At 64.0% G+C, this 22982-nt stretch carries 20 protein-coding genes; 10 read left to right on the top strand and 10 right to left on the bottom strand.

The window, feature by feature from the left end:
* Positions 1–2 precede the first annotated feature (2 nt).
* The 4 genes from DKM43_RS07305 to DKM43_RS07320 form a co-directional block, all read right to left on the bottom strand.
* Positions 3–1805, bottom strand: a complete 1803-nt coding sequence (locus DKM43_RS07305) for an acyl-CoA dehydrogenase C-terminal domain-containing protein (protein ID WP_109797762.1) — start codon at positions 1803–1805, stop codon at positions 3–5.
* A gap of 30 nt (positions 1806–1835) precedes the next feature.
* Complete coding sequence (locus tag DKM43_RS07310) at positions 1836–2309, bottom strand: MerR family transcriptional regulator (protein WP_109797763.1); 474 nt, start codon at positions 2307–2309, stop codon at positions 1836–1838.
* An 85-nt stretch (positions 2310–2394) separates the two neighbouring features.
* The gene (hisI, locus tag DKM43_RS07315) at positions 2395–2778 is read right to left on the bottom strand and encodes a phosphoribosyl-AMP cyclohydrolase (RefSeq protein WP_269089609.1); all 384 of its coding nucleotides are present in this window, start codon (positions 2776–2778) and stop codon (positions 2395–2397) included.
* Between the two features lie 426 nt (positions 2779–3204).
* Positions 3205–3975: a ComF family protein gene (locus tag DKM43_RS07320; protein ID WP_236632434.1), complete on the bottom strand. Its 771-nt coding sequence runs from the start codon at positions 3973–3975 to the stop codon at positions 3205–3207.
* Positions 3976–4098: 123 nt separating this feature from the next.
* Between DKM43_RS07320 and DKM43_RS07325 the strand changes: the two genes are divergently transcribed.
* The gene (locus tag DKM43_RS07325; RefSeq protein WP_236632435.1) at positions 4099–4830 is read left to right on the top strand and encodes a methyltransferase domain-containing protein; all 732 of its coding nucleotides are present in this window, start codon (positions 4099–4101) and stop codon (positions 4828–4830) included.
* A 3-nt stretch (positions 4831–4833) separates the two neighbouring features.
* On the opposite strand, the gene ppdK is transcribed toward DKM43_RS07325, so the two are convergent.
* From ppdK to DKM43_RS07340, 3 genes are all read right to left on the bottom strand, one after another.
* Positions 4834–7497: a pyruvate, phosphate dikinase gene (gene ppdK, locus DKM43_RS07330; protein WP_109797766.1), complete on the bottom strand. Its 2664-nt coding sequence runs from the start codon at positions 7495–7497 to the stop codon at positions 4834–4836.
* Positions 7498–7572: 75 nt separating this feature from the next.
* The gene (glyS, locus tag DKM43_RS07335; RefSeq protein ID WP_109798066.1) at positions 7573–9762 is read right to left on the bottom strand and encodes a glycine--tRNA ligase subunit beta; all 2190 of its coding nucleotides are present in this window, start codon (positions 9760–9762) and stop codon (positions 7573–7575) included.
* The gene (locus tag DKM43_RS07340; protein WP_109798067.1) at positions 9759–10676 is read right to left on the bottom strand and encodes a glycine--tRNA ligase subunit alpha; all 918 of its coding nucleotides are present in this window, start codon (positions 10674–10676) and stop codon (positions 9759–9761) included. The genes glyS and DKM43_RS07340 overlap by 4 nt, the downstream gene beginning before the upstream one ends.
* A 131-nt stretch (positions 10677–10807) precedes the next feature.
* On the opposite strand from DKM43_RS07340, the gene DKM43_RS07345 reads away from it, so the two are divergent.
* The 6 genes from DKM43_RS07345 to DKM43_RS07370 all read left to right on the top strand — a co-directional run bounded on the left by DKM43_RS07345 (position 10808) and on the right by DKM43_RS07370 (position 16013).
* Positions 10808–11740, top strand: coding sequence for a TraB/GumN family protein (locus DKM43_RS07345; protein ID WP_109797767.1), 933 nt, complete (start codon positions 10808–10810; stop codon positions 11738–11740).
* Positions 11741–11743: 3 nt separating this feature from the next.
* Positions 11744–12664 (top strand): TraB/GumN family protein, encoded by a 921-nt coding sequence (locus DKM43_RS07350; protein ID WP_109797768.1) that lies wholly within the window; start codon positions 11744–11746, stop codon positions 12662–12664.
* 132 nt (positions 12665–12796) lie between these two features.
* The gene (locus DKM43_RS07355) at positions 12797–13402 is read left to right on the top strand and encodes a 50S ribosomal protein L25/general stress protein Ctc (protein ID WP_109797769.1); all 606 of its coding nucleotides are present in this window, start codon (positions 12797–12799) and stop codon (positions 13400–13402) included.
* A gap of 172 nt (positions 13403–13574) precedes the next feature.
* The gene (pth, locus tag DKM43_RS07360) at positions 13575–14144 is read left to right on the top strand and encodes an aminoacyl-tRNA hydrolase (RefSeq protein WP_109797770.1); all 570 of its coding nucleotides are present in this window, start codon (positions 13575–13577) and stop codon (positions 14142–14144) included.
* A gap of 40 nt (positions 14145–14184) precedes the next feature.
* Positions 14185–15312: a sterol desaturase family protein gene (locus DKM43_RS07365; protein ID WP_161554048.1), complete on the top strand. Its 1128-nt coding sequence runs from the start codon at positions 14185–14187 to the stop codon at positions 15310–15312.
* Between the two features lie 245 nt (positions 15313–15557).
* Positions 15558–16013, top strand: a complete 456-nt coding sequence (locus DKM43_RS07370) for a PEP-CTERM sorting domain-containing protein (protein WP_201739801.1) — start codon at positions 15558–15560, stop codon at positions 16011–16013.
* A 57-nt stretch (positions 16014–16070) separates the two neighbouring features.
* Here the strand turns inward: DKM43_RS07370 and DKM43_RS07375 are convergent, their stop codons facing one another.
* On the bottom strand, positions 16071–17588 hold the full coding sequence (locus tag DKM43_RS07375; protein WP_109797772.1) for a tetratricopeptide repeat protein: 1518 nt from the start codon (positions 17586–17588) through the stop codon (positions 16071–16073).
* Between the two features lie 115 nt (positions 17589–17703).
* Between DKM43_RS07375 and ychF the strand changes: the two genes are divergently transcribed.
* Entirely contained in the window at positions 17704–18804 is a 1101-nt protein-coding gene (gene ychF, locus DKM43_RS07380) for a redox-regulated ATPase YchF (protein WP_109797773.1), read from the top strand.
* 52 nt (positions 18805–18856) lie between these two features.
* Entirely contained in the window at positions 18857–19315 is a 459-nt protein-coding gene (locus DKM43_RS07385) for a MaoC family dehydratase (protein ID WP_109797774.1), read from the top strand.
* Positions 19316–19335: 20 nt separating this feature from the next.
* Here the strand turns inward: DKM43_RS07385 and DKM43_RS07390 are convergent, their stop codons facing one another.
* Positions 19336–19824 carry a hypothetical protein gene (locus DKM43_RS07390; protein ID WP_109797775.1) on the bottom strand — a complete coding sequence of 163 codons (489 nt, stop codon included), beginning with the start codon at positions 19822–19824 and terminating at the stop codon, positions 19336–19338.
* Between the two features lies 1 nt (position 19825).
* Positions 19826–21667 carry a DNA mismatch repair endonuclease MutL gene (gene mutL, locus DKM43_RS07395; protein WP_109797776.1) on the bottom strand — a complete coding sequence of 614 codons (1842 nt, stop codon included), beginning with the start codon at positions 21665–21667 and terminating at the stop codon, positions 19826–19828.
* A 200-nt stretch (positions 21668–21867) separates the two neighbouring features.
* Here mutL and DKM43_RS07400 point away from each other — a divergent pair, with 200 nt between their 5' ends.
* Entirely contained in the window at positions 21868–22914 is a 1047-nt protein-coding gene (locus DKM43_RS07400; RefSeq protein ID WP_109797777.1) for a rod shape-determining protein, read from the top strand.
* The last annotated feature ends 68 nt before the right edge of the window (positions 22915–22982 follow it).

Below are 22982 nucleotides of genomic sequence, written 5' to 3' on the forward strand. Positions count from 1 at the left end.
CATCACGCAATCGCCAGCTGTTCCGGCGTAAGCGCCATGATCGTTTCCGCCCCCGCCTCGACCTGACGGCGCAGCGCCCCGGCCTCGGTGGTGAAGCGCGTGGCCCAGTGGCTCGCGCAGGTGAGCTTTGCTTCGTAGAAGGCCGTGTCGGCAGAACCATCGGCCAGAGCAGCGGCGGCAACCTTGGCCATGCGCAGCCACATGAGGCCGAGCGAAACGATGCCGGTCAGCGTCATGTAGGCATAGGCGCCTGCGCCGAGGTTGTTGGGATTGGCCATGGCGTTCTGCATGAACCACATGGTAGCGGCCTTCAGTTCGCCGTTTGCCTTGGCCAGACGTTCGGCCACCAGCCTGACCGTTGCATGATCGCTCTCTTCGGCACATTCGGCATCGACCAGCGCGAAAAACGCCTGAATCGCGCGGCCGCCGTTGAGCGCCAGCTTGCGCCCGGCAAGGTCCATCGCCTGCACGCCATTGGTGCCTTCATAGATCATGGCGATGCGCGCATCGCGCACGAACTGGTCCATGCCGTTCTCGGCAATGTAGCCATGCCCGCCCCAGACCTGCTGCATGTCGGTGGCGACCTTGTAACCCATGTCGGTGCCATATCCCTTGATGACCGGGGTAAGCAGGCTGATAAGGTCATCGGCCATCTGGCGCTCTTCGGCGGTTGCCGCCTTGTGCGAGAGATCAACCTGCAACGCGCCCCACAGGCACAGGGCCCGCATTCCTTCGATGAAGGTCTTGGCATCCATCAACATGCGGCGAACGTCCGGGTGGACGATGATGGGATCGGCCTTGGCCTCTGGCTCGGCCGGGCCGGTGAGCGCTCGGCCCTGACGGCGATCCAGCGCATAGGCCAGACCATTCTGATAGGCGACTTCGGCCTGCGCCAGCCCTTGCATGCCAACGCCCAGACGGGCCGCATTCATCATGATGAACATGGCGGCAAGGCCCTTGTTCTCCTCGCCAACCATCCAGCCCTTCGCGCCGTCGTAGTTCATCACGCAGGTGGCATTGCCGTGAATGCCCATCTTCTCCTCGATCGCCCCGGCGCTCACCGCGTTGCGCTCTCCCAGCGAACCGTCATCGTTCACGATGAACTTGGGCACGATGAACAGCGAAATCCCCTTGGTGGAATCAGGCGCGCCCGGCGTCTTGGCAAGGACAAGGTGGATGATGTTCTCGGTAAGGTCATGGTCGCCTGCCGAAATGAAGATCTTCGTGCCGGTGATGGCATGGGAGCCATCGGCCTGCGGTTCGGCGCGGGTGCGGATCATGCCAAGGTCGGTGCCGCAATGCGGCTCGGTAAGGTTCATGGTGCCCAGCCATTCGCCGCTCACCATCTTGGGCAGATACTTTGCCTGCTGTTCGGGCGAGCCCTTGGCAATGATTGCCGAGATCGCGCCGTTGGCAAGGCCGGGATACATCGCAAACGCCTGATTGGCGGTGGCGAGATACTTCTCCATGATGAAACCCATCACATGCGGAAGCCCCTGCCCGCCAAATGCTGGCGGCGCAGAGAGCGTTCCCCAGCCGCCTTCGACATACTGGCGGTAGGCTTCCTTGAAGCCCGTGGGTGTGGTCACGCTGCCATCGGGATGACGGGTGCAGCCTTCCTTGTCGCCCGAAAGATTGAGCGGCGCGACGACTTCGGACACGAAGCGGCCAGCCTCCTCAATGATCGCATCGGTCATGTCCCGGCTCGCGTTCTCGAAGCCCGGCAGATGCCCGTAGCTTTCGAGGCGGATCAGTTCGTTGACGACAAAGCGTGTATCCCGCGTGGGGGCGTTGTAGATCGGCATGGTCCTGTCCCTTGAAGAAAGACGTTTGATTCAGGCGTCCGGATTGCGGCCTTCGGCACGCTCACGGGCGATCACGAGGTCGACAAAGCTGGTCAGTTCCTCGATCGTTGCGGCAATGTCGGCCTGCTGCTTGCGCAGGTTCTCGATCCGCTCACGGCACTTGGCGATAGTGACGCGGCGCTGCTCGGCGCGGCCATCGCCCATGTCGTAAAGGTCGATCATGTCGCGGATTTCGGCCAGACTGAAACCGACATTCTTGGCCCGCATGATCCAGGCAAGCCGCGCCCTGTCGCGCTTCGAATAGATCCGCGTTAGGCCAATGCGCTCCGGGGCAATCAGGCCCTCGTCCTCGTAGAAGCGCAGCGCGCGTGCCGTCACCCCGAACTCGCTGGAAAGATCGGAAATGGTGAACTGGTCACGCTTAAGCGCATCGGGCTGTTCAAGATGGCCGGTATGGCCCGAATCCGCATGATCGGGGGACGCGGGCGAACTTTCGCCCTGCATTTGCCGGGCGGAGCCGGCAGAGGCACGAGTCGCGGTGACGGCTTGCTGTGACATGCCCTCACCCTAACTAACCTTTACGTAAGCGTCAATCAGTCACCCGCTCAAGCGTGCGGTCTCTCGCAATCCGGCGATAAAAGCACGACGGCGCCATCGTGTGACATGCCGGCCCTGCCGCCTCCACCCGCAGTTCAAGCGCATCCTGATCGCAATCGACCCTGATCTCGACAATCCGAAGCACGTGGCCTGAACTTTCGCCTTTCATCCACAACCGACCGCGCGAACGGGAGAAGAAATGCGCAAGGCCCGTTTCCAGTGTCCGGTCCAATGCTTCGGCGTTCATGTGCGCGAGCATCAGCAACCTGCCGCTCCGATGATCGACGGCCACCGCTGTCAGCAAACCTGCGGGGTCGAAACGGGGCATGAACTGGTTGCCTTGCTCGCGGCAGGCGGAATCTTCGGACGAGGACAAGGAACCGGGAGCCTTTCTGAAAGGATCAGGAGACGATGCGTGATCGGTCATGGCGGAATTGTTGCAGGATAACCACACAAGGTGGCAAAATCCATGATGAACACACAATGCGCTTTCCCAAACCCATCTGATGCGAGATGAAACGGCGTGGCTTGAGGGAGCCGCGATCTGAACAGCGCCAAAGTTCAGGGGAAACGCGATGAGGAGCCATCTGGCGTCTCTTGCAGCTGGCCAAACGGCCGCGCAGGGAAGCTGGTGGCAGGTGAGGGAAACGGCGGGACAGTCGGGGGGACTGTCGGTATCGCGATCATCGCGAACGCCCGCATAGATTCGTCACGAGGACGCCCGGAGCCGCTGGTTCCGGGCGTTTCCTTTTGCACCCTTCTCTGGCCCTGCGCCGCGCCAGCCCAGACAACACAATCCCGATCAAGCATCGATGGCGGCATTGTCCCGCAAACCGGAAAGCGCTTCATCCAGCACACGGGCAAAGCACGCAATGCGCACCTTGTCGGCCCCGGCCCTGCGCAGGGCCACCATGCATGCATCGGTTGTGGCTCCGCTGGTCATCACATCGTCAACAAGCAGGACATTCGCCCCTTTGAGCCGCGCCGCACGGCCGGAATGCGCACTGATGGCGCCGGACAGCGCCCGTGCCCGCGCCTTGCGATTCAAACCTCCCAGCGGCGGCGTCGGGCGGTTCCTAACTAGCCCATCAACAACGAGTTCCTGACCGGTCAGGCGAGCGATCTCTCTGGCCAGCAAGGCTGACTGGTTGAAGCCGCGCTGCATCATCCGCCAGCGATGCAGGGGAACTGGCACGACCAGCCATTTGCCTTGCATCGGCTGAAGGCGCGGCAGCATCATGCGCGCCATCATGGGGACCAGCCCGATCCGGCGCCCGTGCTTCAATGCCAGAACCAGCGCGCGCGAGGTCGCATTGTAGAGCGTAGCCGCCGCAATCCCTGCGTGGCGCGGCGGTTCTGCCATGCACGGGGCACATACCAGCCCCGTCTGCGCGCCCTGAACCTCGCCCAAAGGCCGCTGGCACAGATTGCAGCAGGTGCCGGTCGGAACCTCCAGCTTTCCCCAGCATACCGGACAGAGCCCGCCATGCGCGCCCACCGGATCACCACAGAGCGGGCAGCGCGGCGGAAACACGAAATCGACCAGGGACGCAAGAATGCGGGCAGGAGACACGCCCGCGATAGTTGCACAGCTTTGCATCTTGGCAAGGGGCGCGAAGATGGGCACTGCCCGCAAATGGCCAGCACCCCCCCGACAATTTTCGCACCGGAACGGCGCAAAGCCCGCAGGCTGCGCATGGCAATGCGACAAGAGGCTGATGACGCGCCGCGCTATATCATCGACGACATGGTCGACGATGTGCTCGACCGCCTTTCCTTTCTGCGCCACGATCCGAAGCGGGCGCTGGTGATCGGTGAATGGACCGGCAGACTGGCCAGCGCGCTGGCGTCGGTCGGCTGCTCCGTGCAAAGCCGCGACCCCGCGCTGGGGACAACGCCGATTGACGAGGAAGCACCCTTCCCGATTGCAGAGCGTTTCGACTTCATCGCCAGTCTCGGCACGCTCGACACGGTAAATGACCTGCCCGGCGCGCTGGTGCATCTGCGGCGCGCACTGGCCGACGGCGGCCTCATGATCGCCGCCTTTGCAGGAGCAGGCTCCCTGCCCGCGCTGCGATCCATCATGCTGGAGGCGGATGCGGACCGGCCTTCGCCGCGCATTCACCCGCAGGTGGATGTCCGCGCGGGCGGGCAGCTCCTGCAACGCTGCGGATTTGCCGATCCGGTGATCGACAGCCGCGGGGTTGAGGTGCGGTTCCGATCGCTTGACCAGCTTGTAGATGATCTGCGCGCGCAGGGGCTTGGCAACTGCCTTGCAACACCCGGATTGCCGCTGGGCAAGGCAGCGCTCGCGCGGGCGAAGGCTGCCTTTGCCGCCCGCGCTGATGCCGACGGCAAAGTCACGGAACGCTTCGAAATCCTCACGCTCAGCGGGTGGGCAAAAGCGCTTCGCCCACCCAAGTTCTGAACCTCAGGCCAGAGCCGCCTGCGCCGCCGCAAGCCTTGCGATGGGCACGCGGTAGGGGCTGGCAGAAACATAGTCGAGGCCGGTCTTCTCGCAGAAGGCGATGGATGCCGGATCGCCGCCATGTTCGCCGCAGATGCCAAGCTTGATGTCGGGCCGGGTCTTGCGCCCACGCTCGGCCGCCATTTCCACAAGCTGCCCCACGCCCTCGATATCAAGGCTGACGAAGGGATCGCGCGGATAGATGCCCTGATCGACATAGGGGTTGAGGAAGCGCGCGGCATCATCGCGGCTGACGCCAAGCGTCGTCTGCGTCAGATCGTTGGTGCCGAAGGAGAAGAACTTGGCTTCCTCGGCAATCTCGCCCGCCATCAGCGCAGCGCGCGGCAGTTCGATCATCGTGCCGACCATGTATTCCAGCGTGCGGCCCTTCTCGGCAAAGACCTCAAGCGCCACCCGGTCAACCAGCGCGCGCAGGATTTCCAGTTCCCTGCGCGTGGCAACGAGCGGGATCATGACTTCGGGGATCGGTGCCTCGCCGCTCTTCTCGGCCACGTCGCAGGCAGCCTCGAAGATGGCGCGGGCCTGCATCTCGTAGATTTCAGGGAAGGTGATGCCCAGGCGGCAGCCGCGATGCCCCAGCATCGGGTTGAACTCGTGCAATTCACCAGCGCGGCGCTTGAGGTGCTCGACCCCCAGTCCCGTTGCCTCGGCCAGTTCGGCAAACTCGGCATCGCCATGCGGCAGAAACTCGTGCAGCGGCGGATCGAGCAGACGAATCGTGACGGGCAGGCCCGCCATGACCTCGAAGATCGCCTGGAAATCGCTGCGCTGTTCGGGCAGGAGCTTGGCCAGCGCCTTACGCCGCCCGGCCTCATCCTCGGCAAGGATCATCTGGCGCACCGCGCTGATGCGCCCGGCCTCGAAGAACATGTGTTCGGTGCGGCACAGACCGATGCCCTCGGCGCCGAACTGGCGCGCAACCTGACAATCAAGCGGAGTTTCGGCATTGGTGCGCACCTTCATGCGCCGGTGCCTGTCGGCCCAGGTCATCAGCGTGCCGAAATCGCCCACCAGTTCCGGCTCGACCGTGGGCACCATGCCCGCCATGACATCGCCGTTCGAGCCATCGAGGGTGATGACATCGCCCTCCTTCACCTCGCGGTTGCCGATCCTTGCCGTGCGGCTGGCCATGTCGATCGAGACGCCTGCCGCACCGGAAACGCAGGGGCGGCCCATGCCGCGCGCCACAACCGCCGCGTGCGACGTCATCCCGCCGCGCGCCGTGAGAATACCCTTGGCCGCGTGCATCCCGTGAATGTCCTCAGGCGAGGTTTCCACACGCACGAGGATCACGGCCTCGCCGCGTTCTGCGCGGGCCTGCGCGGTATCGGCATCGAACACCACTGCACCCGAAGCCGCGCCGGGCGATGCCGGAAGGCCCTTCGTCAGCACGTCACGCGCCGCCTTGGGATCAAGCGTGGGGTGAAGCAACTGGTCAAGCGCCATGGGGTCGATGCGCTTGATGGCCGTTGCCTCGTCGATCAGCCCTTCGCCCACCATGTCGACAGCCATCTTCAGCGCAGCCTTGGCGGTGCGCTTGCCGGAACGGGTCTGGAGCATCCACAGCTTGCCCTGCTCCACCGTGAACTCGATGTCCTGCATGTCGCGGTAGTGCTTTTCGAGCAGTTCGAACACCGCGGCGAGTTCGGCATAGGCCGCAGGCATCGCCTCTTCCATCGACAGCGGCTTGGCCCCTGCCCGCTCGCGCGCGGCTTTGGTCAGGTATTGCGGGGTGCGGATGCCCGCCACCACGTCCTCGCCCTGCGCATTGACCAGCCATTCACCGTAATAGGCTTTCTCGCCCGTGGCGGGATCGCGCGTGAAGGCAACGCCGGTGGCCGAAGTCTCGCCCATGTTGCCGAAGACCATGGCCTGCACGTTGACGGCAGTGCCCCAGTCGTGGGGAATGTCATTGAGCTTGCGATAGACCTTGGCGCGATCCGATTCCCATGAATCGAACACCGCACCGATCGCACCCCAAAGCTGTTCGTGCACGTCCTGCGGGAACGGACGGCCAAGCTGGTCTTCCACAATGGCCTTGTATTCGCCCACCAGCGCCTGCCAATGTTCGGCACCAAGTTCAACATCGTTGAAGAAGCCGTTGTCTTCCTTCACGATTTCCAGCGCGTCCTCGAACCGGTGATGGTCAAGCCCCAGCACCACGTCGGAATACATCTGGATGAAGCGGCGATAGCTGTCCCAGGCAAAGCGCGGATCGCCCGAACCGCTTGCAAGGCCCTCCACCGTCTGGTCGTTGAGACCAAGGTTGAGCACGGTGTCCATCATGCCGGGCATCGAAACACGCGCGCCGGAGCGCACCGAAACCAGCAACGGATTTGCCGCATCACCGAACACCCGGCCAGTCGCCTTCTCGATATGCGCAACGCCTGCGGCCACGCCTGCGCGCAGGGCATCGTCAAAGGTCTTGCCGCTGGCGTTGTAGGCGGTGCAGACCTCGGTGCTGATGGTGAAGCCCGGCGGCACCGGCAGGCCGATCCCGGCCATTTCGGCAAGGTTAGCGCCCTTGCCGCCAACGATGGTCTTGTCCCTGGCCCGCGCGTCCGAAGACGATGCACCGACGCCGAAGTGGAATACGTATGCGCTCATTTGGCCACCAAGGCTCCCTGCGTGTGTCTGTTCTTTGCAGGCCGTTGTGGAGTCGGCCTGCTTTTGCCGCGGCTATTACCCTTCTATGCGCGAAAAGTCCGCAACTTTGTGCACCGCAGCACGGAAGCGGTCCAGCAGCGCCAGTCGGCAGGCGCGCTTGTTCGCATCCGCATCATTGACTGTCACCTGATCAAAGAATGCATCGATCGGTCCGCGCAAGGTGGCCAGCGCGGCCATGGCGGCTGTGAAGTCCTCGGCGGCAATGGCGCTTTCGGCCTGCGGTTCGGCGGCATCGAGGGCGTCGATCAGGGCCTGTTCGGCAGGTTCGCGATCATAGGCAGCCTCGGCAGGAGCGCATTCCTCCTTTTTGAGGATGTTCGCGGCGCGCTTGTAACCGGCAAGCAGGTTGACGCCATCCTCGGTGCCTACGAAGGCCTGAAGCGCACGGACGCGGGCGAGCAGGCGGACAAGATCGTCCTCCCCACCGAGCGCAAACACCGCATCGATCAGATCGTGGCGGACTCCGGCTTCGCGCTGCTGGACTTTGAGGCGGTCTGCGAGGAATTGAGCTGCCAAAGCAGCCCGGTCGACTATCAGATGCAGAATTTTCGGATTGCTAATCTCTTTGTCAAAGTAGGCATCGACTTCTGCCTGCTTAATGACCGTCCCAAATTTTTCTGCGACCTTCTTGTCAGCTTCGAAAGCCTTTATTTCGGGTAAATTACTAATAGCCCTCGCAAGCAAACCTGCCTGTAATAGAAGGGTATTAGCGACACTTGCGATCTGCAGCCGGAGGCCGTTCAATTGCAGAATTGACAATATCCCCAATGCCGCACGCCGAAGAGCGTATGGATCCTTGGATCCTGTTGGCATCTCATCAACGACGAAAAAGGACACAAGCGTATCCAGCTTGTCCGCCAATGCCACCGCTACCGTCACCGGCGCAGTCGGCACGTCATCGCCCTGCCCGACCGGCTTGTAGTGATCGCGGATGGCCTCGGCCACGGCATCGGGCAGGCCCTCGGCACGGGCGTAGTATCCGCCCATCAGGCCCTGCAATTCGGGGAACTCGCCCACCATTTCGGTGACGAGATCGGCCTTGCACAGCTGCGCCGCCTGCCGCGCCAGCGCGGGATCGCAGTTTGGCACGATGCCTTCGCTGGCCAGCCATTCGGCCAGATTGGCAACGCGTTCGACCTTGTCGGCCACGGTGCCCAGCTTTTCGTGGAAGGTGATGCGCGCCAGCTTTTCGGCGTGCAGTGACAGCGGCTTCTTCTTGTCCTGCTCCCAGAAGAAGCGGGCATCGGAAAGGCGCGCGGCCAGAACCTTGCGGTTGCCGTCGATAATGGCCGCGCCGCCGTCCTTCGCCTCGATATTGGCGGTGCAGACGAAGGCATTGGCGAGCTTTCCGCCAGCATCGCGGCAGATGAAATACTTCTGGTTCACCCGCGCGGTAAGCTGAATCACTTCGGGCGGCACATCGAGGAAGGCTTCGTCGAAACGGCCGAGCAGCGGAACCGGCCATTCGGTAAGGCCCGCATTCTCGATCACCAGACCTTCGTCCTCGACCAGCACAAGACCGACAGCATCCGCAGCGGCCCTGGCCTTTTCGCGCACCATGGCTTCACGCTCGACATGATCGACGATGACGTGGGCCATGCGCAGCTTTTCGGCATAATCCTGCGCGCTGCCGATGGTGATTTCACCGGGGCAGTGGAAGCGGTGGCCGCGCGTGACGTAGCCCGATTTCACGCCGCCAATCTCGCATTTCACCAGTTCCTCGCCCAGCAGGGCCACGATGCCCGAAAGCGGGCGCACCCAGCGCAAGGATTCGGTGGAGAGCGAGGCCGCCCCCCAGCGCTGGCTCTTGGGCCAGGGGAAGGCGCGGATGATGGCCGGGATCGCCTCGGCCAGAACGTCCTTCGTGGCGCGCCCCGGCTTTTCGGTCACGGCGAACCACACGCCGTCGCGTTCGGTAAGCTGGTCCTTGGTCAGGCCGGTCTTGCGCAGGAAACCTTCCAGCGCCTGTTCGGGGGCGCTGGTGCGCGGACCCTTGACCTCTTCGCTGACGGCCTCGGTCGCCAGAGGCAGATCGCGCGCGACAAGCGCAAGGCGGCGCGGGGTGGACCAGACGGTGATTTCGCCTGCCTTCAGTCCGGCTGCATCCAGTTCCTTGCGGAACAGCCTTTCCAGATCGGCGCGCGCGCCCGCCTGCATCCGGGCGGGGATTTCTTCCGAGCGCAGTTCGAGAAGGAAATCGCTCACTTGCTCCACTCCGGATACTTTGCCGCCCACTGCTGGGCATTCTTTTCCATGTATGCCTCGCAGCTTCCGCGAGCGAGATCGCGCACCCGGCCCATGTAGCTGGCGCGTTCCTGCACCGAGATCACGCCGCGCGCCTGCAGGAGGTTGAACAGGTGGCTGGCCTCGATCGCCTGTTCATAGGCGGCTATAGGCACACCTGCTTCAAGGCTGCGCTTGCATTCCTCCTCGGCACGGCGGAAGCCTTCGAACAGGCTGTCGGTATCGGCAACCTCGAAGTTCCATTTTGACATCTGCTTCTCGTTTTCGAGAAACACCTCGCCATAAGTCACGCCGTGGTTGTTGAAGGCGAGATCATAGACGTTGTCGACGCCCTGGATGTACATGGCAAGGCGCTCAAGCCCATAGGTCAACTCGCCCGCAACCGGCTTGCAATCGAAGCCGCCCATCTGCTGGAAATAGGTGAACTGGGTGACTTCCATCCCGTCGCACCACACTTCCCAGCCAAGGCCCCATGCGCCGAGCGTGGGGGATTCCCAATCGTCTTCCACGAAGCGGATGTCGTGCACCAGCGGATCGATGCCGATTTCGGCCAGCGATTGCAGGTAAAGTTCCTGAAGGTTCTCCGGCGAAGGCTTCAGGATCACCTGATACTGGTAGTAATGCTGCAACCGGTTGGGGTTCTCGCCATAGCGGCCATCGGTGGGACGGCGGCACGGCTGCACGAAAGCCGCGTTCCACGGTTCCGGGCCGAGCGCGCGCAGCGTGGTGGCCGTGTGGAAGGTGCCCGCCCCCATGCGCATGTCATAAGGCTGGAGGATCAGGCAGCCCTGCTCGCTCCAGAAAGAATGAAGGCGCAGGATCATGTCCTGCAGGCTCAGGGGTGCGCGGGGAGGCGTTTGCTTCGTGTCGGCCATGGTGCGCGCGGCTTTGGCCGATGCTTGGCGCCAAATCAACCGGGCTTTGATCCGGCAGAACCCCGAACCGGCAGGGCTTGCGGCAATTTCCTTCATTTCCTTGCAAGCTCTTTGCGGGCACAAGGCGGGCGATGATCCAGATACTCCGCCGCCTTTGCGCCGCGATTGCCCTTTCAGCCCTTGCCCTTGCCGTGCCGTCCGGCATTCCGGCGCAGGCCCGCCCCGCCAAGGCCGCGCCCGCCCTGCAACAAGCCCCTGCCGCGCAGCCACTGCGCCCGGCGCTGTGGAAGGTGGCCGATGCGGATACGACGATCTACCTGTTCGGCACGGTTCACGCCCTGCCCAAGGGTCTGGTCTGGTTCGAGGGCGCCGTGGCGCAAGCCTTTGCCGCATCGGACGAACTGGTCATGGAAATCCCGGACGTTTCCCCGGACGCGCAGGCGCGGGCGGCCCTTTCGCGCGGGACATTGCGGGGCGAGACCCTGCGCTCCCTCATGGATGAGCAAAGCCGCGCGGCCTATGAAGCCCTGCTGGCGCGGCTCAACATCCGTCCCGAAACCTATGACGGGCTGGAGCCGTGGCTGGCGGCCATTTCGCTGGCGGTCCTGCCCTATGCGCAGGCGGGCTATCTGGCACAGGACGGCGCCGAAGCCACGTTGGGAACTGCGGCCAAAGCGCAGAACAAGGCGCGCAATGCGCTGGAGAGCGTGGAATACCAGATCGCCATGTTCGCCGATCTCCCGCGCGCGGCGCAGCTGCGCTTCCTCGATGCCACCGTGCGCGATTTCAGCGCTGCGTCCGGCGTGATCGCCCGCATGACCGAGGTCTGGGGCAAGGGCGATACCGAAGCGCTGGGCCGCCTGCTCAATGCCCAGATGACTGACGCCGACCTTGCCGAAGCGCTGCTTTACCAGCGCAATCGCAACTGGGCCTCATGGATACGCCAGCGGCTCGACCGTCCCGGCACGGTATTCGTAGCGGTGGGTGCCGGGCATCTGGCAGGGGCCGACAGCGTGCAGGATGCGCTTGACCGGCTCGGCATCACGGCGCAGCGAGTGCAATAGGGGATGACGTGGCTGCCTCGATCATTTGCCGGGCGCCTGCTGCTGGCGATTGTCCCCGCGCTGGTGCTGGGCGTGCTCGTCCACTGGCTGGAACGCAAGGCGGAGCCTGCCCCCCATACGGCGCGGGTCGCCCTGTGGGAGATTGCCGACAGCACCGGCGCGGCGCGCGGCTACCTGTTCGGGACCGTCCACGCCCTGCCCCCGGACACACCGTGGCTGCGCCCGCAAATCGCCGCGGCTTTGGCCGCATCCGACCGGCTGGTGCTGGAGATTGCCGAACCGCTCAACCAGAACATTGCCGGAAAGGCGCTGGCCGAACTGGCCGGAACGCCCGATCTTCCGCCACCATCAAGACGCGTGCGCGCCGCCTATCGCGACGAACTGGCGAAGGTCTATCGCAAGCTGGGCCTGACCGATGCGGATTTTGCCGATACCGAAAGCTGGGCGGTGGCGCTTCAGCTTGCGGCGGTTTCAGGCCGGAAGGCCGGCGCGCGGCCGGAACTGGGCGTGGAGCCTGAATTGCGGCGACTGGCGGCGGGCAAGCCGGTTGCCGGGCTGGAGACGCTGGCTGGCCAGTTCGGCGTGTTCGACACCCTGCCCGAACGGCAGCAGCAGGTTCTGCTGGAACAGGTCATTACAGAGGCCGCCAGCGACGGCAGCGAGGAAGCCGAAATGATCGCGCTGTGGCTGAAGGGCGACGATCTGGGCCTTGCGGTTGAAGCGAACAAGGGCTTCCTTGCCGACCCAGCGCTGCGACAGGCCCTGCTGACAGCGCGCAACCGCGATTGGGCGCAGCAGATCGATACCATGCTGAAAGCCGGGGCAATGCCCTTTGTGGCCGTGGGAGCCGCGCATCTTGCGGGAGCAGATAGCCTGCAACGCCTGCTCAGCGCGCATGGATGGACAATCCGGCGAGTGCCATGAAAACACCCCGCCCCGGCTGCGCGCTTGCATTTTCCCGCAGAACCGCTAAGGGCCGCCGCTTCCCCGTCATGGTCATCCCTGGAGGCGTGGCGGTGGGAACGTGAAAACGCATTCTCGAAAAGGTACTGACAAATGAGCGAGACGCTGCATCTGTCGGCCGAGACGCGCGACCGGGCTGGCAAGGGAGCCTCCCGTGCACTGCGTCGTGAAGGCCGCACCCCCGCCGTCATCTATGGCGACAACAAGGAACCGCTGGCAATCCACCTTGAAGAAAAGGCGCTGGTGAAGGCGCTGGGCACTGGCCACTTCTTCAACTCGGTGGTGGAGCTGACCGTTGGTGGTGAAACCGTCCGAACCCTGCCCAAGGATGTGGCCTTCCACCCGGTGACGGACCGTCCGCAGCACGCCGATTTCCTGCGCGTCTCGAAGGACTCGGTTGTCCATGTCAACGTGCCGGTGGCCTTCATCAACGAAGCCAAGTCGCCCGGTCTCAAGAAGGGCGGAATCCTCAACGTTGTCCGCCACGAGCTGGAAATGATCTGCGCGCCGGATTCGATCCCCGATGACATCGTGGTCGACGTTGCCGGTTATGAAGTGGGCGATTCGATCCACATCAGCGCCGTCACCCTGCCCGCAGGCGTGAAGCCCGCAATCACCGACCGCGATTTCACCATCGCGACGATCGTGGCCCCCTCCTCGCTGAAGAGCGAAGAAGGCGATACGACGAAGGAAGGCTGACAGCCTCCTCGGTGCGTCAGCAATCGCCGGCCAACGAAAGCAGCCCCTTCCGTTTCATGCGGGAGGGGCTCTTTCGTTGCGGCCATCGCTCCGGCCCTGATAAACCGGCGCTCATGGAGCGGCTCTGAGAAGCTCTCCGGCGCAAGCCAACTGCAACGAAGGATCAGGACAGATGCAACTGTGGGTCGGTCTCGGCAATCCCGGACCGCAATACGCCCTGCACCGCCACAATGTGGGCTTCATGGCGCTTGATACCATTGCCGAAGTTCATGGCTTCGGGCCGGTGCAGAAGAAGTTTCAGGGCTGGTTGCAGGAGGGACGGATCGGTTCGCACAAGATCCTGCTGCTCAAACCGGCAACCTTCATGAACGAAAGCGGCCGCTCTGTGGGCGAGGCAATGCGGTTCTACAAGCTGGGGCTGGACGCGCTGACGGTGTTTCATGACGAACTCGATCTCGCCCCCTTCAAGGTGAAGGTGAAGCAGGGCGGCGGGACGGCGGGGCACAACGGGCTGCGCTCGATCGACCAGCATCTCGGCGCCGATTTTCGCCGCGTCAGGCTGGGCATCGGCCACCCCGGTCACAAGGACCGCGTGACCGGGCACGTGCTGGGCAACTTCGCCAAGGCAGAGCAGGACGATCTGGTTGAAATGCTGGGAGCAGTCGCGGCCGAGGCTGGGTGGCTTGCCGATGGCGACACCGTGCGTTTCATGAATGACATAGCGCTGCGGCAGAACGGCTAGATTAGCCAATCCTTCGTGCTTTGCGGCTATGCCAGCGCGCATGACCGCAGAGCAATGGCTGAACCGCATCTTCACCGACAAGGCCCCGCGCCGTTTCGGCACCGGGTGGATCAGCGGCGTTCTGGCCGTGCTGCTGGGGCTTCTGGCAGTGGCAGCAGTGCTTTGCCTGCACTTTCCGCAGTGGCTTACCTTGCCCGAACTGCGCAGCCACTATCCCCTTTGGCTGGTGCGCAGGGTCATTGATGGCGCCATTCTGCTGACGATGGCGCTGGCCGGTCTGTCGATGCTGCTGCGCCGCAGAAAGGCGCTGGGTCTGGCAGGACTCGTGCTGGCGGGCATTGCGCTTTCCCTCGGCGCTGGCGGTGTAGCAATAGGGGCCGCGCCCGAAAGTGCGATCTATCTGGGGCTGGACTGGTTCGTTCTGGGCGTGCTGACGATGGCAGCGCTTTTCGTGCCGCTGGAACGCGCCTTTGCGCTGCGGCCTGCGCAGGGCCCGTTCCGGCCGGGCTGGCTGACGGATACGACCTATTTTTTCATGAGCCATGCGCTGGCACAGGTCATGTCGCTTCTGGTGCTGGTTCCCGCCACGCGGGCGGGCCAGGCGCTGGCGATTGCGCCAGTGCAGGGTGTTGTCCGGGGCTTGCCTCTGGCGGCGCAGTTCGCGCTTGTCGTTCTGGTTGCCGATCTTGCCCAATACGCCGTTCACCGCGCCTTCCATGCCGTGCCGGTCCTGTGGCGCTTCCACCGGGTGCATCACAGCGTCGTGCGGATGGACTGGCTTGCCGGATCACGGCTTCACCTGATCGACGTGATCGTCACGCGTGGGCTGGTGCTGGTGCCGATCCTTGCGCTGGGGTTCGATACGCCCGCCGTCTATGCCTATCTCGGCTTTGTCTCGGTACATGCGGTGTTCATTCATGCCAACTTTGCCCCGCGCAGCGAATGGCTGGAACGCTGGATCGTCATGCCGCGCTTTCACCACTGGCACCACGCGATCGAACAGGAAGCGCGCGACACCAACTTTGCCGTGCACCTCCCGATGATCGATCGGTGGCTTGGCACTGCCTACCTGCCGGGGGATCGCTGGCCGCAGGGATATGGTGTGGATGGAATGGACGTGCCCGAAGGCTATGCCCGGCAATTTTTCTGGCCATTACGACGGTGTTGAGCAACCTCAGCCGATCCTTCCTCCCGCTGCATCGGCCACCGGGTGGGGCATTTAACCCGGACCGGACCGGATCTTCGCATCATCGAATGCAGGCCAGAAACAATTCAGAAGCATGAATCTGTCGGCAGAACTGACATGCGATGAAGCGATTCAAGGCCGTTAACCATGCAAGTAGCTGATATTGATGATTTGGCACGGGCTTTGCTGAGTATCGTGTCAACCAATTCCAGGATGTGGAGGTTGAAATGACCAAGAAGCTTCTCGCCGCTGTTGCCACGGTTTCCCTTTGCGCCGCGACCGCAACCCCTGCCCACGCCACGTGGTGGCTGCTGAGCGGTCTGACCTCGTGCAAGAAGTCGTCGAAGACCTGCTCCAGCAGCAGCAGCTCCAGCACGACCACCAGCACGACCACGGGCGGCACCACTACGACTTCGTCCGGCGGGACGACCACTGGCGGCACCACCACGGGTGGAACCACTACCGGGGGCACGACCACGGGTGGAACCACCACGGGAGGCACCACGACGGGCGGAACCACGACGGGCGGCACCACCACCGGCGGAACCACGACGGGCGGCACCACCACCGGTGGCAGCACGGGCGGCACGCAGGTGCCTGAGCCGGGAATGCTCGGCATGATGGCGCTGGGCCTTCTCGGCGTCGGCTATGCCCGGTCGCGCAAGATCAAGCAGCGCGGCTGAGGCCAGCTCGTCATTCAGCATCGGGGCGCGGCGCGAAATGCACCGCGCCCCTTTCTCCTACCCTGCCGCCGGATGCCCCCACCGCGCAAGGCTCTGGCGAAAGACCGGATTACGCGGATCGCTGTCTGCCGCCTCCTGCAAGAGCCTGCGCGCAGCATCAGGCTGCTTGCCGGCCACTGCCCGCACATATCCGGCAAGATGGACGAGATCCGGATCGCCGGGCACCAGCCCGCGCGCCCGGTCGGCAGCCGCAATTGCCTCGTCGGCCTTGCCCGCCCTGCTCAACGCCAGCGCAAGGCGGCGATAGACTTCTCCGTCCTGCCCCATCCCCACAAGCTGGCGATACAGGGCCACGGCTGTCGGCCAGTCCTCTCGCTCGGCAGCCTCGGCAGCCTTTGCGGCAAGGTCCAGCGCCACCGCACGCTGCGGGGACAGACGCTTGGCCTTCCATTCATCGGCTTCGGCATCGCGGTCCAGCGCGCGGGCGGCCGCCTCGGCCAGTTCCAGTTCGGGATCATCGGCAATGAGGCTTTCAGCCAGCGGCCTGACGGTCTGATACGCTGCCGCAGGATCGCCGGTGGCCATCTGCGCGCCTGCCATCATCAAGCGCACGCGGGGATTTCCCGGTGCACGCAGAAACGCCCGCTGGAACATGGCGCGCGCCTGTTCGCGCTGGCCAAGAAACAGCAGGGCCTCGGCATAGGCGAGCCCGTTGGCCGACAGCGGATCGAGTGACCCCTCCTGCCGTGCAAGCAGGCTGCGAACGGTCTGCCAATCCTGCTTGCCGGCCGCCACGCGCACCTTGAAGGCCACGACGCGCGCGTCGTTCGGAACGAGCGCCGCCGCCTTGGCGACCATCCTGGCCGCGCGGTCCAGCTCGCCCGCATCCTCATAGGCACTGGCGCTGGCCAGCCACGGCTCCGGCACGTTCGGGAACAGTCGGGCGGCTTCGGCAAAAAGCTTCTGCGCCTCGTCAAAGCGGCGACGGCGCACCGCGACCTCACCGCCAACCATGAGCGTATCGTAATGTGCGGGGGCAATCCTTGCCATGGCCTGCGCGCGCTGTGCGGCTCCCGCCACGTCATCGGCACCCAGCAGGAACATGGCGTGATCGCGCAGCAACAGCACGTCGTCTCCGGCGGCCTCTCCTCTCGCGAACGCCTCGATTGCCGCCGCAGTGCGCCCTCTGGCAAGATGCGCCGCGGCGCGCAGCCGCCACGCCTGCGGCGAGGGATCGTCGCCAAGCAGCTCAAGACCCTGTTCGATCGATCCGCGAAGGAGCGCTGCTTCCGCCTTGAGACGCGCAAGCTCGTCCCCCTTCATGCCCAGCCGTTCAAGCCGCGCGGCGCTGGCCGAAGCGCCGATACCATCGCCCATGCGCAGTTGCACGCCCGCAAGCATAACCAGCAGATCGCGGCTGTCGCCCTTTTCGGCAAGCGCCGCCATGAGATCGACCTTGGCCGCTGCCAGTTCCATGCGCGCAATTTCCTCGCGCGCCCGCGCGGCCTTGTCCACGCTCTCGCCGCCGCACGCCGAAAGGCCAAGCGCAAGTGCCAGAAAAACCGTCCGTTTCATGGAGCGGGCTATGCCACGCAAACCCTGAAACAATGGTGAAACCGCAAGCCCTGCGGCAGAGGTTTCCAAATGCCGCCACGCCCGCTAAAGGCCGCGCCAACCAAGGAGCATGAGAATGGGTTTTCGTTGCGGGATCGTCGGCCTTCCCAATGTCGGCAAATCGACGCTGTTCAACGCGCTGACCGAAACGCAGGCGGCGCAGGCCGCCAACTATCCATTCTGCACGATCGAACCCAACGTCGGCAACGTGGGCGTGCCCGATCCTCGGCTCGACACGCTCGCACTGATCGCCGGCAGCCAGAAGATCATTCCCACCCAGCTTGGCTTCGTGGACATTGCCGGCCTGGTGCGCGGGGCATCGAAGGGCGAAGGTCTGGGCAACCAGTTCCTCGGAAACATCCGCGAGGTTGATGCCATCGTGCACGTGCTGCGCTGCTTCGAGAATGACGACATCCAGCATGTCGACAACCGCGTCGATCCGATCTCGGACGCGGAGACGGTCGAGACCGAACTGATGCTCGCCGATCTCGAAAGCCTCGAAAAGCGCGTTCCGGCCGCCGAGAAGAAGGCCAAGGCAGGTGACAAGGAAGCCAAGGTCATCGCCTCGGTGCTGGGTCAGGCGCTCGACCTGCTGCGCGAAGGCAAGCCCGCGAGGCTGACCGAGCCGAAGGACGACGAGGAAGCCCGCGTGTTCCGGCAGGCGCAACTGCTGACCGCCAAGCCCGTGCTTTACGTCTGCAACGTCGAGGAAGAAAGCGCGGCCACCGGCAATGCGTTTTCGGCGCGCGTGTTCGAAAAGGCCAGGGCCGAAGGTGCCAACGCCGTGATCGTCTCGGCCGCGATCGAAGCCGAACTGGTCGGCATGGATGCGGATGAACGCACCGTGTTTCTTGAGGAAATGGGCCTGCACGAAACGGGTCTGGCCCGCGTGATCCGCGCCGGATACGAATTGCTCCACCTCATTACCTTCTTCACCGTCGGCCCCAAGGAAGCCCGCGCGTGGACCGTGCATAAAGGCGCGAAGGCCCCCGAAGCGGCAGGCGAAATCCATTCCGACATGCAGCGCGGCTTCATCCGCGCCGAAACCATCGCCTATGATGATTTCGTGGCTCTGGGCGGCGAAGCGGCCGCGCGCGATGCCGGCAAGCTGCGGCAGGAAGGCAAGGAATACGTGGTGAAGGACGGCGATGTCCTGCACTTCAAGTTCAATGTTTGAAGCCGTTTAATCGCGCAATTGACTTTGCGGCGCGAGCCGCCATGCTTCGCCCATGATGTATTTCGAGGATATTGAACCGGGCACGGTGCAGCGCTTCGGCCGCTATGCCGTGACCCGCGAAGAGGTGATCGATTTCGCGTCGAAATATGATCCGCAGCCCTTTCACCTGAGCGACGAGGCAGCAGCGCAAACGCACTTCGGCAGGCTCTCGGCCAGTGGCTGGCACACCTGCGCGATGACCATGGCCATGCTGGTGGAAAACCTCAAGGAGCGCCAACAGGCCGGACTTGGCTCTCCGGGGCTGGACGAAATCCGCTGGCTTCGGCCGGTCTATCCCGGCGATACGCTTTCGGTCGAGACCGAGGTGGTTGACAAGAAGCGCAGCTCATCCCGTCCGGAAATGGGAAGTTTCCGTTCCAACGTGCGCGTTTACAATCAGGATGGTGTGGTGGTCATGACGATGAAATCGATCGGCCTGATCCGCGTGCGCGACAGCGAAGCCGCCACCTGACCCTTAACGCTTCTGCCCCTTCAGATCGTCTTGCACTGAACGTCACCGGTTGCTTCATAAACCGGGCGTTCGAAGGCGTCGGTAATGACAAGCCTGCCCTTAAAGCGGTCTTCGGTGCCAACCGACTGGACCGGGCCTGTCGGGGTCAGCGAAAGGGCATGCGTCTTGCCGGTATAGCGGCTCCTTCCGCCCTTGGGCAGTTCGGCCGCCCCTGCATCGGGCGCCAGCACTTCGACTTCACCCTTGAGCTTGATAACGCCGCGGGTGTCCTGCGCGAGAAGGATCGCACCGATCCCCCCGCCATCGGCCACGAAGGCGCAGCCCGTGCCATGCAGTTTGTGTCTGGTGATGTCAGGATAGAGGATGGGCTGCGGCTCGATGGCTTCAAGCGGCGGCTTGCCGTCCTGCGCGGCCTTGACCGCGGCGATGGCTTCCTCATCGCTTGGGCCGCTTTGCGAACATGCCGAAAGAGCAAGGGAAACCAGAATGATGCGGGCCATTCCTGCCATATCACTTTCTCCCGAACAGTCTCTCGATGTCGCCATGCGCCAGCTTCACCCAGGTAGGCCGCCCATGATTGCACTGGCCTGAGCGCGGGGTTGCCTCCATCTCGCGCAGCAGTGCGTTCATCTCCGCCACCGAAAGCGCCCGGCCCGCGCGGACCGACCCGTGACAGGCCATCGTCGCCAGCACGAGATCGAGCTTCTCGCCCAGCAGCAGCGCATCGCCATGCCGCGCAAGGTCATCGGCCACATCGGTGACGAGCCGCGCCGGATCACCCTTGGCAAGCGCGGCAGGCACCGCGCGCACCAGCACTGCGCCCGGACCGAAACGCTCAAGCGCAAGGCCGTAGCGGGCGAGCTGCGGCGCGGCGTCCTCCAGCCTGTCGCACGCCGGCTCGTCGAGTTCGACGACTTCGGGAATGAGCAGCGCCTGCGATGGTGCACTCCCCTGCCCCGCACCCGCAGCGCGCAGCCGTTCCAGCACGAGCCGTTCGTGCGCGGCGTGCTGGTCGACGATCACAAGACCATCCTCGGCCTCGGCCACGATATAGGTATTGGCAATCTGACCGCGCGCAACGCCAAGCGGATGCAGGGCGGCATCGGCAACAGGCTCCGATGCCGCTTCGGCCCGCGCCTGCGGCGGCGCCATGATGGCCTGTTCGTAGCCTCGCCAGGCAAGCCCGGCTTCCGAAACGCGCGGTCCGGGCTGCCACGGCCGGGAGAAGATGCTGCCCTGAAGCCCAGGCGGGGCAAAGGGCGCCACGGATGCCTCTTCGGCCGGCGCAACCGGTTCCGTCTGCCACGCTGCCATGGCGCTGGCGGAAGGGGTCTGGGCGCTGCGCCGATCGCCCGTGGCCAGCGCATGGCGCAGCCCCGATACCACCATGCCCCGCACCAGCGCCGGATCGCGAAAGCGCACTTCCGCCTTGGCCGGGTGCACATTCACATCGACTTCACCCGGCGGAACCTGAAGGAAAAGCGCCAGCACGGCATGGCGATCACGCGCGAGCATGTCGGCATAGGCCCCGCGCACCGCGCCGATCAGCAGCCGGTCCTTGACCGGGCGCCCATTGACGAAAAGATACTGGTGATCGGCAACGCCCCGATTGTAGGTGGGCAAGCCCGCGATGCCGGTAAGGTGATAATCGCCGCGCACCAGATCGACCATGACGGAATTGCCCGCAAGCTCGCGCGCGACAAGCTGCGCGACCCGCGCCTCCAGGGTTTCGCCGCCAAGCACGTTGAGCGCGCGGCGGCCATCGTGTTCAAGCGTGAAGCCGAGATCGGGGCGCGCCATGGCAAGGCGGCGCACGGCATCGGAAGCGGCCGCCCATTCCGATCGGGGGCTGCGCAGGAACTTGCGGCGGGCGGGGATCTTCTCGAACAGGTGCTCCACCCGCACCCGCGTGCCGGGCGGAACAGCGGCAGGGCCTTCGTCGACCAGAATGCCGTTGTCCACCACGCGCTTCCAGCCATCGGTCGCCCCCCGTGCACGGCTTTCGATCGTGACGCGGGCAACCGAGGCAATCGAAGGCAGGGCCTCGCCGCGAAAGCCAAGGGTTTCAACCAGTTCGATGGCGCCTTCTGCACCGATCAGGCTTTCCGGCAGCTTCGATGTGGCGTGCCGTTCGAGCGCCAGCGCCATTTCCTCAGGCCCCATGCCGCAGCCATCATCGGCAACCTCGATCAGCGTCAGCCCGCCATCGCAAAGCCGGATATGGACATGGCTGGCACCCGCATCGATGGCATTTTCCACCAGTTCCTTGAGCGCGCTGGCGGGCCGTTCCACCACCTCGCCCGCGGCGATGCGGTTGATCAGCGTTTCGGGCAGGCGGCGAATGACAGGCATGGTCCGTTCATGACTAGCGATGAAGCCGACTTATTTCGAGACAAGTGGTGAAGTTATCCCACCAAACCCGCATCAAGGCCGCATAAACCGATGTTCTTTGGCCGTATCGCCTGCTAGGAAGCCGCCAACTGCGGGCGCTCACTTTCGAGGGGTCTGGCGCGTGCCCGTGCGCCAAACCATAGATAATCACGGATTTCCTGATGGCTTCGATCTTTTCCCGATTCTTCAAGTTTGGTTCCCAGAATATCGCCATCGACCTCGGCACCGCGAACACGCTTGTCTATGTGCAGGATCGGGGCATCGTGCTCAACGAACCGTCGGTGGTCGCGATCGAGACGATCAACGGGATCAAGCGGGTCAAGGCCGTGGGCGACGATGCCAAGATGATGATGGGCAAGACGCCCGACAACATCGAGGCAATCCGCCCCCTGCGTGACGGCGTTATTGCCGACATCGAAGTGGCCGAAGAGATGATCAAGCACTTCATCCGCAAGGTGCACGGATCGAAGAGTCTGCTGCGCTATCCCGAAATCGTGATCTGCGTGCCATCCGGTTCCACCAGTGTTGAACGCCGCGCCATCCGCGATGCCGCCAGCAATGCCGGAGCGAGCCAGGTTTACCTGATCCTCGAACCCATGGCCGCTGCGATTGGCGCCGACATGCCCGTGACCGAACCGGTCGGCTCGATGGTGGTGGATATTGGCGGCGGCACCACCGAAGTGGCGGTGCTCTCGCTGCGCGGGCTTGCCTATACCACCTCGGTTCGCGTGGGCGGCGACAAGATGGATGAGGCCATCGTTTCCTATGTCCGCCGCCATCATAACCTGCTGATCGGCGAAGCGACGGCAGAGCGCATCAAGAAAGACTATGGCATAGCCACCGCTCCGGCCGATGGCGTGGGCGAAACCATCCACATCAAGGGCCGTGACCTCGTGAACGGGGTGCCCAAGGAAATCACCATCACGCAGGCCAATATCGCCGAAGCCCTGTCCGAACCGATCGGCGCTATTGTCGAAGGCGTGCGCATCGCGCTGGAGAACACCGCCCCCGAACTCGCCGCCGACATTGTCGATCAGGGAATCGTGCTCACGGGTGGCGGTGCGCTGATCCGGGGGCTGGACGAGCACCTGCGCGAAGAAACCGGCCTTCCGGTGAGCGTGGCGGAAGATCCGCTTTCATGCGTGGCGCTGGGCACCGGCCGGGCGATGGAAGATCCCGTCTATCGCGGCGTGCTGATGACTGCCTGATGGCATAACGCTTGGGCTGAGGGCTTTGGGCTTGGCAAGGCTGGGCTTAGGACGCTGGCAAAGTAAGG

It is taken from the genome of Novosphingobium meiothermophilum (assembly GCF_003171715.1).
Classification (GTDB): Bacteria; Pseudomonadota; Alphaproteobacteria; order Sphingomonadales; family Sphingomonadaceae; genus Novosphingobium; species Novosphingobium meiothermophilum.